Origin of the sequence: Parafrigoribacterium soli, from assembly GCF_040227235.1 — a bacterium.
In the GTDB taxonomy this organism is placed as follows: domain Bacteria; phylum Actinomycetota; class Actinomycetes; order Actinomycetales; family Microbacteriaceae; genus Parafrigoribacterium_A; species Parafrigoribacterium_A soli.
Genome location: NZ_JBELNZ010000001.1, coordinates 794,124 through 810,447 on the forward strand (window position 1 = coordinate 794,124; position 16,324 = coordinate 810,447).

Sequence of the window (16,324 nt, forward strand, 5' to 3'; positions counted from 1 at the left end):
ATCGTACGACGCTGGAGACAGAATGCGATGACTAGTACAGCTAGGCAACCACCGGGAGAATTTCTTCTCGTGCTTGGGCTGACGGCGAGGATGGCGTATGCCTACAGTTTCGACCCCTACGGCACCGCGGTCCTCACCGCGGGCGGTGGCGGTGGTGGTGAACAGCAGAACCCGTACCTGTTCAAGGGTGGCATCCAGGACCGTACCACCGGATGGGCGCACTTCGGAGCACGCTGGTACAACCCGACCACCGCCGTGGTCCAGGGAGGGCGGTGTTAGCCCATGCGCACTGCAGCGGGAATTTGCCTGGCGGGAATCGCCGTGATCGGTGCGATCGAGGTCGTCTTTTATGAAGGTCTTACACAGAAGATCGTGGGCCTCGCGCTCATCGTCGTCGGAGTCGGAGGAGCGGCATATTTCTTCGCTTCTGCACTTCGAAGCTCGCGCGCAAACAAGTCATCTGATCCCGATGAGTAGTGCGGGCCGGAGGCTGGGCGGCAGTTCATGGTGAGTAGACGCAGGCGGTCTGCGCGGAGTTGGGCTGCGTCAGAGGCGCTCGGCGGCGGTCACCACGTTGACGAGCAGCATCGCACGGGTCATCGGGCCCACGCCGCCCGGCACCGGTGACAGGAATCCCGCGACCTCGGCTACGCCGGGGTCGACGTCGCCGATCAGCCTCGCCTTGCCGGTCTCCTCGTTCACCACGCGGGTGATTCCGACGTCGAGAACGGCCGCGCCGGGCTTCACCCAGTCGGGCTTGATCAGTGCTGGCACGCCGACCGCCGCGACGACGATGTCTGCCTGGCGCACCTCATCCGCGAGGTTCTTCGTGCGGGAGTGAGCGAGCGTGACCGTGGCGTCGAGGCCCTTGCGGGTGAGCAGCAGGCCGAGCGGGCGACCGACGGTGAGGCCACGGCCCACGACCACGACCTTCTGGCCGGAAATCGCGATGCCCTGGCGCTGGAGCATCTCGACGATGCCGGCGGGCGTGCAGGGCAGCGGCGAATCGAGCTCGCCCGAGACGCCGAGCACGAGGCGGCCGAGGTTCGTCGGGTGCAGGCCGTCCGCATCCTTGGCCGGGTCCATGAGTTCGAGCATCGCGTTCTCGTCGATGCCGTCGGGCAGGGGCAGCTGGATGATGTATCCGGTCACCGCGGGATTCTCATTCAGATCGGTGATGGCGGCACGGATGTCGTCGGCGGACGCGGTGGCCGGCAGGTCGACACGGATCGACTCGATGCCCACCTCGGCGCAGTCGCGGTGCTTGCCCGCGACGTAGGAGAGCGACCCCGGGTCCTCCCCCACGAGCAGCGTGCCGAGACCCGGGTTGATCCCGCGCGCCTTGAGCGCGGCGATGCGCCCCTTGAGCTCTTCCTTCACGGCGGATGCGGTGGCGACGCCGTCGAGTTTCGTTGCGGTCATTGGTGTTCCTTCGTTCGTTGTCGGTCAGTCGCTTCGGTCACTGAGCTTGTCGAAGTGCCCGGGGTCTGCTTCGACGGGGCCCGCTTCGACAAGCTCAGCGACCGTGTGGGACGGTCAGGCCCAGGTGCCGGGGCTGGTGAGGCCCGGGTAGAGCGGATAGCCGTCGGTGAGCTTCAGCACGCGGGCGCGCAGGGCGTCGACATCCGGAGTCGGTTTGAGGGCGGTCGCGATGATGTCGGCGACCTCCGTGAACTCCTCGTCGCCGAAGCCGCGAGTGGCGAGCGCCGGGGTGCCGATCCGCACGCCCGACGGGGTCATCGGCGGGCGCGGGTCGAACGGCACCGAGTTGCGGTTCACCGTGATGCCGACGGAGTGCAGGATGTCTTCGGCGTCCTGCCCGTGGATCGCGGAACCCCGCAGGTCGACAAGCACGAGGTGCACGTCGGTGCCGCCGGTGAAGACGTCGATGCCCGCGTCCTTCGCGTCGGCGGCGGTGAGGCGCTCGGCCAGGATCTGCGCGCCGCGGATGGTGCGCTCCTGGCGGTCCTTGAACTCCGGCTCGGCGGCGAGCTTGAACGCGGTCGCCTTCGCGGCGATCACGTGCATGAGCGGGCCACCCTGCTGGCCGGGGAAGACGTTCGAGTTGACCTTCTTCTGGATGTCAGCGTCGTTGGTCAGGATGAAGCCCGAGCGAGGTCCGCCGATCGTCTTGTGCACGGTGGACGAGGTGATGTGTGCGTGCGGCACCGGGGACGGATGCAGGCCGGTGGCGACGAGCCCGGCGAAGTGCGCCATGTCGACCCAAAGCGTCGCGCCCACCTCGTCGGCGATCGCACGGAACGCGGCGAAGTCGAGCTGGCGTGGGTATGCCGACCAGCCGGCGATGATCACCTGCGGGCGGGTCTCGAGCGCCTTCTGGCGCACGACGTCCACGTCGACGAGGAACGTCGTCGGGTCGACGCCGTAGGTGTGGGCCTCGTAGAGCTTGCCCGAGAAGTTGAGCTTCATGCCGTGGGTGAGGTGGCCGCCGTGGGCGAGTTCGAGACCGAGGATGCGGTCGCCGGGCGTCGCGATCGCGGAGAGCACCGCCGCGTTGGCCGAGGCGCCGGAGTGCGGCTGTACGTTCGCGAATGAGGCGCCGAACAGGCTCTTCGCGCGCTCGATCGCGAGCGTCTCGGCGACATCCACGAACTCGCAGCCGCCGTAATAGCGGCGGCCCGGGTAGCCCTCCGCGTACTTGTTGGTGAGCACGGAGCCTTGGGCCTCGAGCACGGCGCGGGGAACGAAGTTCTCGCTCGCGATCATCTCGAGGGTGCCGCGCTGGCGGGCCAACTCGTTCGCGAGGGCTTCGGCGATCTCCGGATCAACTTCGGAGAGCGGCGCGGTGAACTGGGCGGGTAGATGGTTCGACACTGGCGGCTCCTTGTGACGCGAACGGATAGAAACAACGGTATCCGTTCGGCCCAGGCGTACGGCCGAATCTGGGCTCTCGACCGGTGCGAGGCCGGTGAGGGCTGTCGCTCCCCGATGGTTGCCCATCTCAACGCCAGTCGCGACGGGATCAGTCTACCGGCCGGACGTTCTGGCGCCATCCCTCATGCCGTTCCGTAACCGGTCTGTTGTGCGTGCCGCTCGTGATGCGGTCGGTGAGCACGATCAGTAGCAGGCCGAGCGCGATGAACGCGATGTCGACGAACGGCAGCACGCCCACGCCGAAGGCGTCGTGCAGGATGCTGCCGATGAGGGCACCGCCGCCGATTCCGATGTTGAAGGAGGTGGCCATGTAGGCAGACGATACGTCGCGAAGTCGCACCGACACGATTGCGAGAAGCCGGGTCTGCAGGAGTGCGGGCGCACCGCCGATCGCCGCGCCCCACAGCAGAACGGCGAGGATGACGACCCAGCTGACGAGCGGGAACACCCCCATGAGCAGCACGGCCAGGGCCACGACGCCGAAGCCCACGAGCAGCCCACCGAGCGGATAGCGGTGTCCGACAAGGCCGACGATGGCCAGACCGGCCGCTCCGCCGAGACCGTATCCGAGCAGTAGCGGGGCGACCGCGGCGGGCGGGAACCCGGCTGCCGTCGTGAAGAAGGGAACGATGAAGGTGTAGAAGATGTTCTGCCCGGTGATGAGCACCGTCGTGATGAGGCACAGCAGGAGAACGGCGCGAAGCGAGGGATCGCGCTTGGCCGGTAGCGGGATCTCGCCCGTCGCCAGCGTGGGGCGATGATTAACCGCCGGCAGGAACAGCGCGATGAGCACGATCAGCACGAGCACGGCGATCGCGACGATCGTGAAGGCGCTTCGCCATCCGAGAGCCTGTCCAACCGCGGTGCCCACCGGCACACCGAGGATGAACGCGAGCGCGCCACCGGTGCCGGTGACAGCAACCGCCCGCGCGAGTTGCGGACCCGAGACGAGATGGGCCGTGTATGCGCCAACGACCGCCCAGAACAGACCATTCGCAACGCCGCCGAGCACGCGCGCGAAGAGCATCACCTCGAAGTTGGGCGCAATCGCACAGAGCACATTCGTGAGCGCATAGGCGACGAGTACGACCATGACGAGGTGCTTGCGCGGGAAACGTACGGTGAGCGCGGCGAGAGGTGCCGCCGTGAGCACGACTGTGGCGGCGAACACGCTCACGAGCAGCCCGATGCGCGATTCGGAGACGCCGAGGCCGTCCGCCATCTGCGGCAGGAGCCCCGTGGGCAGGAATTCACTCGTGATCGAGACGAAGCTCGCCACAGCAAGGATGACGAGGCCGAGCCAGGGAAAGGCCGGCCGGGTCGGCTGGGTGGTTTCAGGCACGCCCATGGCGGCGGATTCCGTTCGAACGGGGAGGGCGGCGGAGGCTCACGCCGCCCTCAGACTACCGGGAGCGAACGACCTCCTACACGTCGCCGAGCGGGTAGATCTGCACGCCCTTCACGACGCGATTGACCGTGCCGCCGGGGAAGGGGTTGTCGGGAGTCAGGCCGAGTTGCACGGAGAACGACAGCGCGAGAAGCTGCGCGAAGGTGACGAAGGCGACCGAGAGGAACGCGTCGCCGAGCTCGCGCAACTCGTCCAGCACGTGTAGCTGCACCTGCTGCGGAAGCGACATCGGCAGTGCAGAGATCACCACGAGATTCTCCGGTGGAATCGTCGACTGCAGTTCGGTGATGATGTCGAGGTCGTAGTGGCGCGTGTACGGGTCGGACGAGACGTACACGATCACGAGCGTGTTGTCGTTGAGCACGGACTTCGGGCCGTGCCGGAATCCGAGCGAGGAGTCGTAGTACGAGACGACCGTGCCCGCGGTGAGCTCGAGGAGCTTCAGCGCGGATTCGCGGGCAAGCCCCGTGAGCGGCCCGCTGCCCAGGTAGACGACGCGCTCGAATCCACGCGCGGCCAGTTCCCGCGCCGAGCCCTGCATCGTGTCGAACACCCGGGATGCTGCCGCCTCGAGCGAGGCGACCGCCGCCTCATTGGCGCCGCTGAAGATGAGCAGGCTCGACAACAGCATCGAGGAGAAGCTCGAGGTCATGGCGAAGCCCTCATCGTTGGCTCGCGCGGGCATCAGAACGACCTTGGACTTGGCCCGTTGGGCATGGTCCTTCGAGAGCGTTCCCGCCTCTGCGCAGGTGACGATCAGGTGGCTGACATCGCTGAGCACCGTGTCGGCGAGCTCGGTGGCCGCGATGCTCTCTGGGCTGTTGCCCGACCGGGCGAAGGACACGAGGAGCGTCGGAACATCCTCCGCAAAGTACAACTCGGGGTTCGACACGATGTCCGTGGTCGCGATGGCTTCGACGCGACGGTCGAGCAGCCGCGCGAGCGCCGGGGCTGCGATGCTGCCCACGAACGCCGAGGTTCCCGCACCGGTGAGCACGATGCGTAGCTCCGGGCGTGCGAGAAGCGGTGAGAGGAACGCCTGCAGCTCATCATGCTGCCGCACGAGGTTGTCGGATGCCTCGCGCCAGACATCCGGCTGCTGCAGTATCTCCCGAACCGTGGCAGCCCCGCTCGCGGGCCAAAGCTGGGTGTCGGTGGTACTAGACAAGACGTGCTCCTTGGGTTGTGTCGGACAGCTGAGAAAGCTCGGGGAAGCAGGCGAACGCATACGGGCGAAGGCAGTCGCGCACTCTGTCGATGACGAGCGCACGCGGATCGGCTGCGAGTTCGCCCGCACGCACCCTCGTGTACTGCTCGGGCAGAAACTGGCTGATCAGCGGCAGAGGGATGTCGATGGCGGAGAGGTTGTCGTAGAGCCGGGCCTCGGCCGCCGCGATATGCTCATCCGGCCAGTAGTAGCGCAGGCGGTCGCTGTAGCTGTACCGGCGGGCGATCCGCTGCTCGTCTGGACTGCCCTCGTAATAGTTCTCCCAGTAGCCCGGTTCCGCCACCATCCGTTCGTCGATGACCTCGATCAGGCGCGAGCGCGAGTGCTCCGGTAGAAGTTCGTTCTCGATCTTCGCCAGAGCGAACAGCGCCTCCCGCATGGCGAAGGTGAGGCCGGGACCGACCTTGAGGATGGCCCAGTGGTCTTCGACCAGCTGGCGCAGTTCCTTGGGGCGCTGATAGTCGGTGGAGTGCGCTTCGAACACCATGCCGGGCTCGGTGCCCAGAACTGCGCGCAACTCGGCCGTGGCCTCGTGCACGTAGTCGATGACCTGCAGGTGATCGAACTCGACGGCGGGCTGCACGACGAGCGCGATGATGCGCGGCCAGACGTCCTCGAGGCCGTGCGCGGCGAGCGCGATCCTGTGCTGCTCGAGGGTCGCACGAGCCGCCTCTGGAGAGGTCGGCGTGAGCTTCGAGAGCGTCTCGTGGGCGCCGCCCGGAACCGGCACCTCGGTGCCGATCACGTAGAGGACGCTCTCGCCGAGACCGGCCTCGCGAGCCGTGTCCTCGGCGATGCGCATGAGGCGCGCCGTGCGCTCGGCGACCAGTTCATCGCCGGCCGGAACCGGGTCATCCGCACAGGACATGCTGCAGTCGAGGTGAATCTTGGTGTACCCGGCCCGCACATACGCGGCCACGAGGTCATCGGCGTTCAGCATGGCCTCCTCGGCCGGCTGCTTCTGCCAGCGGTTCGGACCGAGGTGGTCGCCGCCGAGCACGATGCGCTCGCGCGGGAAGTCGATGCGGTCTGCGATGTCGAACACAAACTCGCGGAAGTCGCTCGGCCGCATGCCGGTGTAGCCCCCGAACTGGTCGACCTGGTTCGAGGTGGCCTCGATGAGCACATACGAACCGTCCACCGCAGCCTGCAGCATCGACGCCTCGAGCACGGTGGGGTGCGCTGAGCACACCGAATAGATGCCCACCGCCTGGCCCGCCTTGTGCTGGCGGATGGTGTTCCACAGCGGGTCAGTCGAGCCGTCGGCGGGTGCGGCGGATGCTGCGGGCAGCGCGCCGATCACCCGGCAGAGCCGCTCGACCGCACTCGCGAGCGCGTCCCTGCCGGCACTCAGATACGTGCGTGGGTCGGATGCCGTCGGCTCCTTCTCCACGAACGACCGCACGGCATCGGTGAAGGCGATGCTCAGGGCCGTGCCCACGTTGACCTTGCGGATGCCGGCGGCCACGGCCTCAAGCAGCATCCCATCCGCCACGCCGGAGGAGCCGTGCAGCACGAGCGGAACGGGCACCGCCGCGGCGAGCTGTTCGATCAGTGCGATGTCGAGCGCGGCATCCTGAGACGTCATCGCGTGGGAACTTCCGACCGCGACGGCGAGGCCGTCGACCCCGGTGAGCGAGACGAACTCGCGGGCCTGCCCGGCATCCGTTCGCACGCCAGGGGCGTGGGCGCCGTCCTTGCCGCCGATCTCGCCGAGTTCCGCCTCGACCCACAGTCCGCGAGCGTGAGCCAGTTCGGTGAACTCGCGGGTGAGCCGCACATTCTCGTCGTGCGGCTGCCGGGAGAAGTCGAGCATGATCGAGCTCGCGCCCTGGTCGGCGTCGAGTGCGCGGGTCATGAGTGCCTGATTTTCGATGTGGTCGAGGTGCAGCGCGACCGGAACCGTGGCGGCTTCGGCCAGGCGGCGGCAGGCGCCGAGCAGGGGTGCGATCGCACCGTCGTGGTAACCGATCGCGCGTTCGCTCAGCTGCAGGATCACGGCCGTGCCCGATCGCTCGGCTCCCGCGACGATCCCCTCCGCGTATTCGAGCGTGATCACATTGAATGCGAGAACCGCACTCCCGGCCTCGGTCGCGCGCTCAACCAGTTCTCGTGTCGTGGCGATAGTCACTGTCTGTTCCCCGAATCCTCTTCTGTCGTCTCGAAAGCTGTCGCGAGCGCCTCGCGGGCGAGCAGGCCGGCGCCGAGGCAGGCGGCATTCTCGCCGAGCGCCGCCCGCACGAGCTGCGGTTGCGGCTGCCACACGAGCCTGCGTCCCAGCGCCTCGCGCAGCGGCGCAAGCAACAGCTCGCCTGCACCGGAAACGCCGCCACCCAGCACAACCCGCTCGGGAGCCAACAGCGTGACGTATGCCGTGAGCGCCGAGGCCAGCGCCTCGACCGCCCCGGCCCACACGCGCGAGGCGATCTGATCGCCCTCGCCCATGCGGTCGACCACGGGCTTCGCACCAGACACGGAGGCACCGGCGAGTTCGTTGTAGCGCCTCGCGATCGACGGGCCAGTCGCCACGGTCTCGAGGCAGCCCACAGCACCGCACACGCAGGCCAGCCCGGAGCCGACATCGAGGTGGCCGATCTCGCCGGCGTACTTGTTCTCGACCAGGCGACCCTCGACGTACATGGCGCCGGAGATGCCGGTTCCGATCGGCATGAAGAGCAGCTCATCGACGCCGCGCGCGGCCCCGAGGGCGCGCTCGGCCAGGCCGCCGGCGCGCACGTCGTGTCCGAACCCGACCGGGAGTCCGGTGCGATCGGCCACGAGCGCGCGGAACGCGACGTCCCGCCATCCGATGTTCTCGGAGTAGAGGGCGACGCCGCTGCGGTCGTCGACGAGGCCGGGCACGACGAGGCCGATCGCCCGGGCATCCGGCGCCTGCGCCATCAGCTCATCGACGGCCACCAGCACCGCATCCACGACCCGTCCCGGCCCGTCTTCTCGAGGCGTGGGCCAGCCGAGGAACCGCTCGACGGTGTCATCGGCACCGAGGATGGCGCCCTTCATGGAGGTGCCACCCACGTCGAGGGCGATCACACGGCCGGTCTGCTCTGTCGTCATTACTTAACACTTCCAGCCAGCAGCCCGCTCACGATATAGCGGTTGAGGATGAGCGCGATCAGTGCCGGCACGGCGAGCGCGATGACGCCGGCGGCGCTGAGGAGCGTATATGGCACGATGTGTCGCCCCTGAAGCGAGGCGATCACGACGGTGAGCGGCTGCGTCGAGAGATCGCTCGAGAGCACGAGCGGGAACAGGAACTGCCCCCACGCGAACAGGAACGTGATGATCGCGGTCGAGACCACGCCCGGTCGGGCGAGCGGCAACACGACGTGCCAGAGCACCTGCATGCGGCTCGCGCCGTCGATCGTTCCCGCCTCTTCGAGTGCGATCGGCAGGCTCAGCATGTAGTTGTACAGAATCCAGGTGGCCAACGGCAGGAAGCCCGAGACGTAGACGAGGATGATGCCGGTGTAGGTGTTCACGAGACTGAGCCCGGTCATGATCTGGTACAGCGGGATGAGCGTCGTGTACGCGGGGAACGCCATGGTGGCGAGCACCGTGTAGAACAGCACCTTGCGGCCCTTGAAGTTCATGCGAGCGAAGGCATACGCGGCAAGTGTCGCCAGCAGAATCGTCACGAGCGTCGCCGCGGCACACTCGATCACGATGTTGATCGCCGACTGCCGGATGGACTGCGCGAGATCGCCATTGCCCGTCAGCAGGGAGACGTAGTTGCTGAGCGACGGGGTCGGCGGAAGGTAGTTGGACGGCTTGGATGCCGCCTGCGCCTCGGTCTGCAGGCTGATGTTGACGGCCCAGTAGAGCGGCGCGAGCGACCACAGCAGAATGAGTGCGACGCCGATGCGGCGGGGCCAGGATGCGTGTTTCTTCATCAGTACTCCACCGGCCTGTAGACGAGTTTGAGCACCAGGAACGATGCGATGAGGGTGGCGACCGTGATCAGCAGCGAGAGCGCATAGCCCTCGCCGAAGTTGAGATTCTGAAAGCTGATGAAGTAGGTCTGCATGGTGAGCGATGCCCCGGTGGACGCGGATCCGTTCAGCACATACGGCTGGTCGAACACGTTCAGGGTCTGGATGATCGCCTGCACCATCGCCACGGTGATGCCCGGTCGGGCGAGCGGTAGCGTGATGCGCTTGAAGGTCGCCCAGGGCGACGCGCCGTCGATGTTCGCCGCCTCATAGATGTCTGCCGGGATGTTCTGGAGGGCGGCGAGGATCAGCAGGGTGGACAGCGGCGTGATCTGCCACACCTGCACGAGTTCGATGCCGAGGATGGTGAGGAACTGGTTCTGGCCGAGGAAGACCATGTAGTGGTCGATCAGGTGCAGCGACGTCAGCACGCTGTTGAGCAGTCCGCTGTTGCTGTCCCAGATGCTCGCCCAGAGAATGCCCTCGACCACACCGGGCAGCGCCCAGGGCAGGATGAGCACCGCGATGAGCAGCGAGCGTCCGAAGAACTTCTTCTGCAGGGTGACGGCCATCGCGATGGCGAGCACCGTCGAGAGCCCCACACCGATGAGCACGTACAGCGCCGTGTTGCCGATGCTCGACCTCACCGCCGTGCTGCTGAACAGCGAGACGAAATTGTCGATCCCGTTGAAGCGATCCGGCGGGTTCAGCGGCTGCACCCTGAAGAACGCGGCGATGATCGTGTACCCCGCGGGGATCAGCGCCAGGCCGATGATGAACAGCATCAGCGGGGTCACCAGCCCGTAGGGCAGGAGGTCGAGTCGGGTGCGCTTGCGGCCCCCTCGCCCCCCGCGCTCAGTGAACGCGGGGGGCGAGGGCTGGGCGACGCGAGTGGTCGTGCTCATCGATTCGCAGTGTTCTTTCGAGGGATGGTGGTCGGCCGGTTACTTATCGGTGGCGAGCTTCGTCGCCGTGGCGCCGATCGCCTTGATCGCATCCTTCACCGACATGGAACTGGTCGCCGCAGCGTGCAGGTTCGTGTAGACGGCGTTGGAGAACTGCGGGTACCAGGTCGGCGCGCCCTCGGGGAAGACGGGCTTGCTGGTCTTCAGCAGCTCAGAGAGCTGCTTGCCGTCCTTCAGCACGCCACTCTCGGTGAGCTTCTGGATGCCGCTGAGACGCGACGGCAGGAAGTAGCCGGGCATGACCTTGTCCGGCCCGTTCGCTCCGGCGAAGTCTGCCTGGTTGTCGGCATCCGTGAACCACTCGATGAACTTCGCGGCGGCCGCTGGGTACTTCGCGGTCTTCGGGATTCCGATGCCATCCGGGTTGCTCATGTTGGCCGCGACACCGTCGACGCCGGGCGTCGGGATGTACTTGACCTTGCCCACGACCGAGGAGGTGTCCGGCACGTCGTAGAGGCTTCCTACGTTGCCCGAGTAGTCGGCGAAGGTGCTCGCCACTCCACCCTTGGCCATGAGGGTCTGCTGACCCTGGCTGTCGCTGACGTTAATATTGCCGGCCGGAACCAGACCGTCCTTCAACGCACCGACCATCCACTCTGCGGCCTTGTAACCGGCTGAGTCGGAGTCGGTGAACTGCGGCTTGCCGTCTTTGTCGAGGATCGTTCCGCCGAAGGCGTTGGTCGTCTCGTACCAGTAGGTCGAGAGGCCCTCCGCAGCCGCGAACGGGATGTTGAGCGGCGTATCGACGATGCCCTGGCTCTTGAGGGTCTTGAGGTCACTCGTGTACTTGTCGATCGTGGTCGGCATCTCCGTGATGCCCGCCTTCTCGAAGAGTTCGGTGTTGACCGTCGTCACGAGGTAGGAGGAGTCGAACGGCACGCCAACGATGTGGCCGTCGTAGGTGAACGACGAGAGCTGAGGCATGTCCTTCTTGTATGCGGCCTCGTCGATGTACTTCTCCATCGGCAGGAACCAGCCGAGCTTGCCCTCCTGGCCGACGCGCGACCAGTCGACGTCCGTCGCATCCGCGAAGTAGGTGTTCGAGGTGGCGGCCGCGGCGATCTTCGTCTGCAGGCTGTCCCAGTCGATGGTCGACCACTTGACGGTGATGCCGGTGTCCTTCGTGAACGCGGCCAGCGACGCCTTGGGCGGCGGCGCACCGAACAGGGCGACGGTGATCGTCACGTCCTTCGTCTTGTTCGAGGCGGCCGGGGCGGTCGAGCTGCATCCGGTCGCGAGCATGGCGATCGAGGCGACGCCGGCAATGAGTGCGGCCCCCCTGATCCGAGACTTCTTTGTTCTCATCGACGTACCTTCCTTGGGGCTGTGAGTCGGGATGCCCGACAACAGAGCGCGGGCAGGACAAGATTTGCACAACTGCACGCCTCGCACCTAGATAATGACTCGAATGATCATTTTGGATGCGCGGTATGAACAGAATTGCCCGGTAAGCGTGCACTCCCCGGCGGATCAGCCCTTCAGTCCCGAGAACGTCATCGTCGCCACGAACTGCTTCTGTGCGAACAGGAAGAACACGATGAGCGGCAGGGTCGCCACCACGTTTCCAGCCATCAGCTGCGCCCAGTCGGTGCGTCTCGTGCCCTGGAAATTGGCGAGGCCGAGCTGCAGCGTGAAGGCGTGGTCGTTGTTGATGGCGATGAGCGGCCAGACCAGGTCGTTCCACGAGTTCAGCAGCGTGAAGATCGCCAGGGTGGCGAGCGCGGGCTTCGCGAGCGGCAGGATGATGCGGAAGAACACCTGCAGGCGCGTGCAGCCGTCGATGAGCGCGGCTTCCTCGAGCTCCGCCGGCAGTGACAGGAAGAACTGCCGCATGAGGAAGATGCCGAACGCGGATGCCAGCCATGGCACGATCGCAGCCCCCAGGGTATCGATGAGCCCGATCCTCGCGAACACGATGTAGGTCGGGATCATGAGCAGCTGGGTCGGGATCATGATGGTGGCGAGCACCGCGAAGAAGCCGAAGTTGCGACCCGGGAACTTGAGCCGGGCGAAGCCGTAGCCCGCGAGTGAGCAGAGCACCAGGTGCGAGACGATCGCGACGGTCGCGACGATCACCGTGTTGAGTAGCCAGAGCAGGATCTGCGACTCGTCGAACAGCTTCGCGTAGCCGTCGAAGCTGAGGTACGACGGGATGAAGTGCGGCGGAAAGCGATTGATCTCCGACTTCGGGCTCACCGAGGTGAGGAACATCTGCACGAAGGGGATGGCGAACAGCACGGCGGCGGGTGCGAGCAGCAGGTGCCATCCGCTGAACGGCAGCCTGAACCGGCGGCGAGCGCGGGTGGGGTGCTCGAGGGTGGTCATCAGAAGGCCTCGATCCTGGTGCGTCGCGAGTAGAGCACGACGCCGATGGTGATGAGCAGCGTGACCGCGAACAGCCCGTACGCCACGGCCGAGCCGTAGCCGAACTCGAGCTTCTGGAACGCGGTCTGCCAGAGGTAGTAGACGACGGTCTGGGTGGCGTTCAGCGGGCCACCTCTCGTGGTCGTGTAGACGAGGTCGAACAACTGGATCGCGCCGATCATCTGCCAGATGCCCACGAAGACGGTCACCGGCGCGAGCTGCGGCCAGACCACGCTCCAGAATGACTGCCAGCGATTGGCACCATCGATGCGCGCGGCCTCGAGAAGCTCCACCGGCGTGTCCTGCAGCGCGGCGAGGTAGATCACGGTGGTGAAGGCCGCCTGCCCCCACAACGACATGATCGTGATGACCACCATCGCCTGGGTCTGGTCTTCGAGCCAGCCCTGCTGCGGCAGACCGAGCACTCGCAGCACGTTGTTGACGAGGCCGAACTGCGGGTTGAACAGGTAGGTCGTGAGGATGCCGGTGACGGCGGCGGAGGCCACGAACGGCACGAAGATCGCCGTGCGGTAGAGGCCGATGAAGCGGATGCGGCGGTTGAGCGCCACGGCCAGAAACAGTCCGAGCCCCACGGAGCTGGGCACGAACATCAGGACGTACAGCACCGTGTGCAGCAGCGCATCCTGGAGCTCGGTGTCGGTGACCATCCCCTGGTAGTTGGCGAGCCCTACGTTCACGGCGGGGCTGAAGCCGTTCCACTTCTGAAGCGAAAGGAAGAATGCCCAGATCGCCGGAAAGATCGACAGGCCGAGCACGATGACGAGCGCCGGGATGACGAAGCCCCAGCCCTCGAGTCCCTCACGGAACTTGCGCCGACGTCGTGCGCCGCGCGCCGGCGACACCGGAGCAGGACGCTCCGATGCCACCGACGGGGCGGTGCGCTCCAGGGCTCGCGTCATCACTTGTCTTTCAGCGCCTTGTCTGCCTTGGCCGCCGCTGTCTTCAGCGCATCATCCACGGTGCCCTTGCCCTGGAGCACCTGCGAGATGGCATCGCCGATCGCCGCAGAGAGACCGTTGTAGCCGGCGACCGTTGGCCTCGCGATCGTGGCGTTCTTGGAGTTCTGCGCCATGATCTCGAGCCCCGGGTTCTCGGCGACCTTCTTCTTGAAGGCCGGGCTGTCGACCTCGCTCGAACGCAGCGGCAGGTTGCCGTAGTCCACGTTGAACTGCTCGTCCTGGGCCGGGTCGGTGAGGAACTTCGCCCACTCGTACGCCCAGTGCGCGCGGTTCACGTCCTGGTGGTCGAACAGAGCCCAGATGTCGGGGCCCGAGACGGTGGTGTGCTTGCCGTTCGTGCCGGGCAGGATCGTCACACCGTACTTGGTCTTGCCCACGCCGAGGTCGTAGAGCTGCCACGGCCCGGAGGTGATCATGCCGATCGCGTTGCTCGTGAACAGCTGCCCGTACTTCGTGTCGGTCTGGTCGAGGTAGACGCTCTTGTCATCGATCGCCATGTCGCGCAGGAAGGTCAGTGACTTCTTGCCCGCCTCGCTGTCGAACGCGGACTTGGTGCCATCCTCGGACAGGATGGAGCCGCCGTTCTGCCAGAGGTGCGGCCAGAACTGCCACGTGGTGTCTTCGCTGCCCGACACCGAGTATGCGTAGCCGTAGACCTTCTTGGCCGGGTCCGTGAGCTGCTTGGCCGCGGCGCGGAAGTCGTCCCAGGTCCAGTTGTCGGTCGGGTAGGCGACGCCGGCGTTGTCGAACACCGTCTTGTTGTACAGCAGCGAGATGTTGTCCACGACGGCCGGGAAGCCAATCGTCTTCTTGCCCGTCGGGCGTGCGGTCTGCTGCGCCGCCTCGGTGAACTCCGACCACTTGACGCTCGGATCAGCGACCTTGTCGGTGATGTCGAGGGTGCGACCGGATGACTCGAGCTCGCTCGCCCAAGACCCGAAGGCGTAGGAGATGTCGGGGTAGTTGCCTCCGGCGAAGCTCGCGGAGAGTTTCTGCAGCAGGTCCTCGGTGGAGGAGGCACCCGGCGAGACGTTGAGCGACACGTTCGGGTGAAGCTTCTCGAACTTTGCCGCGAGCTTTTCAATGAGCTTCTCGGCTCCGGCGTCCTGGCCGGTCCACATCGTCAGTGAGACGTTGGCCTTGGTGTCGAGCTTGGTGGCACCCTGCTGGCCACCGCATCCGGCGAGCGCCGCGACGACCGCGACGCCCATGGCGATCGCTCCGGCCCGCACCGCCCAGCGTGTGTGGTTTCGAGTTCTCATTCTGATCTCCTCTTTGATGATCGCGGTGGTGCTGCCTGGGCCTTCGCTCCGATGCAGGATGGACCTGTTCCGGGCCGCGTCTCCTGTCGGTGTGTGCCATAGTCTCTTAGAGAGTGATCATCTGACAAGAAAACTGCGGATAACGCTCATTCTGTTTGACCACTAGCGCGAGGATGCCCGTGACAACACCGGATTGGCACAGCCTTCGCCGTCTACCGCTGGTCGAGTGGGCGCCGAAATCACAGCTGCGACTGCCCGCAACGGACGTGCCGCGGGGGCAGGTGCCGTGCATCGACGTGCACAACCACCTGGGCCGCTGGTTGAGCAACGGCGAGTGGATGATCGACGACGTGCCTGCGCTACTGACCATGATGGATGAGCACGGCGTCGAGGCGATCGTGAACCTCGACGGCATGTGGGGCGACGAGGTCAGCGCGAACACCGAGCGCTACGACCGCGCGCATCCCGGCCGCTTCTACACGTTCTGCCAGCTCGACTGGGCGCGCATCACCGAGCCGGATGGCGTGGCCGTGTTGAGAGCGTCGCTGGATGACAGCGCGGCGCGCGGCGCCAGGGGGCTCAAGGTGTGGAAGAACCTGGGACTGACCATTCGTGACGACGACGGCCACGTCATCCTGCCCGATGACCCGCGAGTGATCGACGTCATAGCCCACGCGGGGGAACTCGGTCTGCCGGTGCTCATCCACACCGCCGATCCCAAGGCCTTCTTCGACCCGCTCGACGCACACAACGAGCGCCTCGATGAGCTGCTGCAGGAGCGGGACTGGTGGTTCGGCGACCGCGAGCGCCATCCGAGCTTCGAGCGCCTGATGCACGCGCTGCGCGCACTCGTGCTCGCCTGCCCAGGCACGCGCTTCGTCGGAGCGCACGCGGGCTGCGCGGCCGAAGACCTCGATCTCGTCGAGGCGCTGCTCGCCGATGCGCCGAACTTCGCCATCGACATCGCCGGCCGCATGGCGGAACTCGGTCGCCAGCCGCGCCGCTTCGCCGCGCTCGTCGGCCGCTTCCCCGACCGCGTGCTCTTCGGCACGGACATCTACCCGGCGACGGGCGAGCAGTACGCGCTGCACTATCGCTTTCTGGAGACCGCGGATGAGGCGTTCGACTACGCGCCGGACGACACGATCCCGCCGCAGGGCCGGTGGACGGTATCAGGACTCGACCTCGACCCGTCCCTCCTGCCCGCGCTCTACCGCGGCAACGCCGAGCGGTTCCTCGGGCTGTAGCTCCGCTGGCCCGTCACGCTCGCTG

Annotated in this window: 15 protein-coding genes and 1 riboswitch; of the genes, 3 read left to right on the forward strand and 12 right to left on the reverse strand. The window is 66.3% G+C overall.

Annotated elements, in window-relative coordinates; translation table 11 throughout:
• The first annotated feature begins 27 nt into the window (after positions 1-27).
• Together ABUA37_RS03885 and ABUA37_RS03890 are read left to right on the forward strand one after the other, a co-directional pair.
• On the forward strand, positions 28-279 hold the full coding sequence (locus ABUA37_RS03885) for an RHS repeat-associated core domain-containing protein (RefSeq protein WP_349897796.1): 252 nt from the start codon (positions 28-30) through the stop codon (positions 277-279).
• A gap of 3 nt (positions 280-282) precedes the next feature.
• Positions 283-477 (forward strand): hypothetical protein, encoded by a 195-nt coding sequence (locus ABUA37_RS03890; RefSeq protein ID WP_349897797.1) that lies wholly within the window; start codon positions 283-285, stop codon positions 475-477.
• 69 nt (positions 478-546) lie between these two features.
• Here the strand turns inward: ABUA37_RS03890 and ABUA37_RS03895 are convergent, their stop codons facing one another.
• The 12 genes from ABUA37_RS03895 to ABUA37_RS03950 all read right to left on the reverse strand — a co-directional run bounded on the left by ABUA37_RS03895 (position 547) and on the right by ABUA37_RS03950 (position 15,052).
• Positions 547-1,422 (reverse strand): bifunctional methylenetetrahydrofolate dehydrogenase/methenyltetrahydrofolate cyclohydrolase, encoded by an 876-nt coding sequence (locus ABUA37_RS03895; protein ID WP_349897798.1) that lies wholly within the window; start codon positions 1,420-1,422, stop codon positions 547-549.
• A gap of 114 nt (positions 1,423-1,536) precedes the next feature.
• On the reverse strand, positions 1,537-2,835 hold the full coding sequence (gene glyA / locus ABUA37_RS03900) for a serine hydroxymethyltransferase (RefSeq protein WP_349897799.1): 1,299 nt from the start codon (positions 2,833-2,835) through the stop codon (positions 1,537-1,539).
• Between the two features lie 41 nt (positions 2,836-2,876).
• A riboswitch (ZMP/ZTP riboswitch) is annotated at positions 2,877-2,986 on the reverse strand.
• Positions 2,984-4,243, reverse strand: a complete 1,260-nt coding sequence (locus tag ABUA37_RS03905; RefSeq protein WP_349897800.1) for an MFS transporter — start codon at positions 4,241-4,243, stop codon at positions 2,984-2,986. It overlaps the preceding riboswitch by 3 nt.
• A 76-nt stretch (positions 4,244-4,319) precedes the next feature.
• Entirely contained in the window at positions 4,320-5,471 is a 1,152-nt protein-coding gene (locus ABUA37_RS03910) for an SIS domain-containing protein (RefSeq protein WP_349897801.1), read from the reverse strand.
• The gene (locus ABUA37_RS03915; RefSeq protein WP_349897802.1) at positions 5,464-7,662 is read right to left on the reverse strand and encodes a D-tagatose-bisphosphate aldolase, class II, non-catalytic subunit; all 2,199 of its coding nucleotides are present in this window, start codon (positions 7,660-7,662) and stop codon (positions 5,464-5,466) included. Before ABUA37_RS03915 ends, ABUA37_RS03910 begins: the two co-directional genes overlap by 8 nt.
• Complete coding sequence (locus tag ABUA37_RS03920; protein ID WP_349897803.1) at positions 7,659-8,606, reverse strand: ROK family protein; 948 nt, start codon at positions 8,604-8,606, stop codon at positions 7,659-7,661. The genes ABUA37_RS03915 and ABUA37_RS03920 overlap by 4 nt, the downstream gene beginning before the upstream one ends.
• Positions 8,606-9,442: a carbohydrate ABC transporter permease gene (locus ABUA37_RS03925; protein ID WP_349897804.1), complete on the reverse strand. Its 837-nt coding sequence runs from the start codon at positions 9,440-9,442 to the stop codon at positions 8,606-8,608. Before ABUA37_RS03925 ends, ABUA37_RS03920 begins: the two co-directional genes overlap by 1 nt.
• Positions 9,442-10,386 carry a carbohydrate ABC transporter permease gene (locus ABUA37_RS03930; protein ID WP_349897805.1) on the reverse strand — a complete coding sequence of 315 codons (945 nt, stop codon included), beginning with the start codon at positions 10,384-10,386 and terminating at the stop codon, positions 9,442-9,444. The genes ABUA37_RS03925 and ABUA37_RS03930 overlap by 1 nt, the downstream gene beginning before the upstream one ends.
• Before the next feature lie 39 nt (positions 10,387-10,425).
• A complete protein-coding gene (locus tag ABUA37_RS03935; protein WP_349897806.1) occupies positions 10,426-11,751 on the reverse strand; it encodes an ABC transporter substrate-binding protein in 1,326 nt (441 codons plus the stop codon).
• Positions 11,752-11,916: 165 nt separating this feature from the next.
• Positions 11,917-12,771 (reverse strand): carbohydrate ABC transporter permease, encoded by an 855-nt coding sequence (locus tag ABUA37_RS03940; protein ID WP_349897807.1) that lies wholly within the window; start codon positions 12,769-12,771, stop codon positions 11,917-11,919.
• On the reverse strand, positions 12,771-13,730 hold the full coding sequence (locus ABUA37_RS03945) for a carbohydrate ABC transporter permease (RefSeq protein ID WP_349897808.1): 960 nt from the start codon (positions 13,728-13,730) through the stop codon (positions 12,771-12,773). Before ABUA37_RS03945 ends, ABUA37_RS03940 begins: the two co-directional genes overlap by 1 nt.
• A complete protein-coding gene (locus ABUA37_RS03950) occupies positions 13,730-15,052 on the reverse strand; it encodes an ABC transporter substrate-binding protein (protein WP_349897809.1) in 1,323 nt (440 codons plus the stop codon). Before ABUA37_RS03950 ends, ABUA37_RS03945 begins: the two co-directional genes overlap by 1 nt.
• A gap of 173 nt (positions 15,053-15,225) precedes the next feature.
• Between ABUA37_RS03950 and ABUA37_RS03955 the strand changes: the two genes are divergently transcribed.
• Entirely contained in the window at positions 15,226-16,299 is a 1,074-nt protein-coding gene (locus ABUA37_RS03955; protein WP_407075333.1) for an amidohydrolase family protein, read from the forward strand.
• Positions 16,300-16,324: the final 25 nt, after the last annotated feature.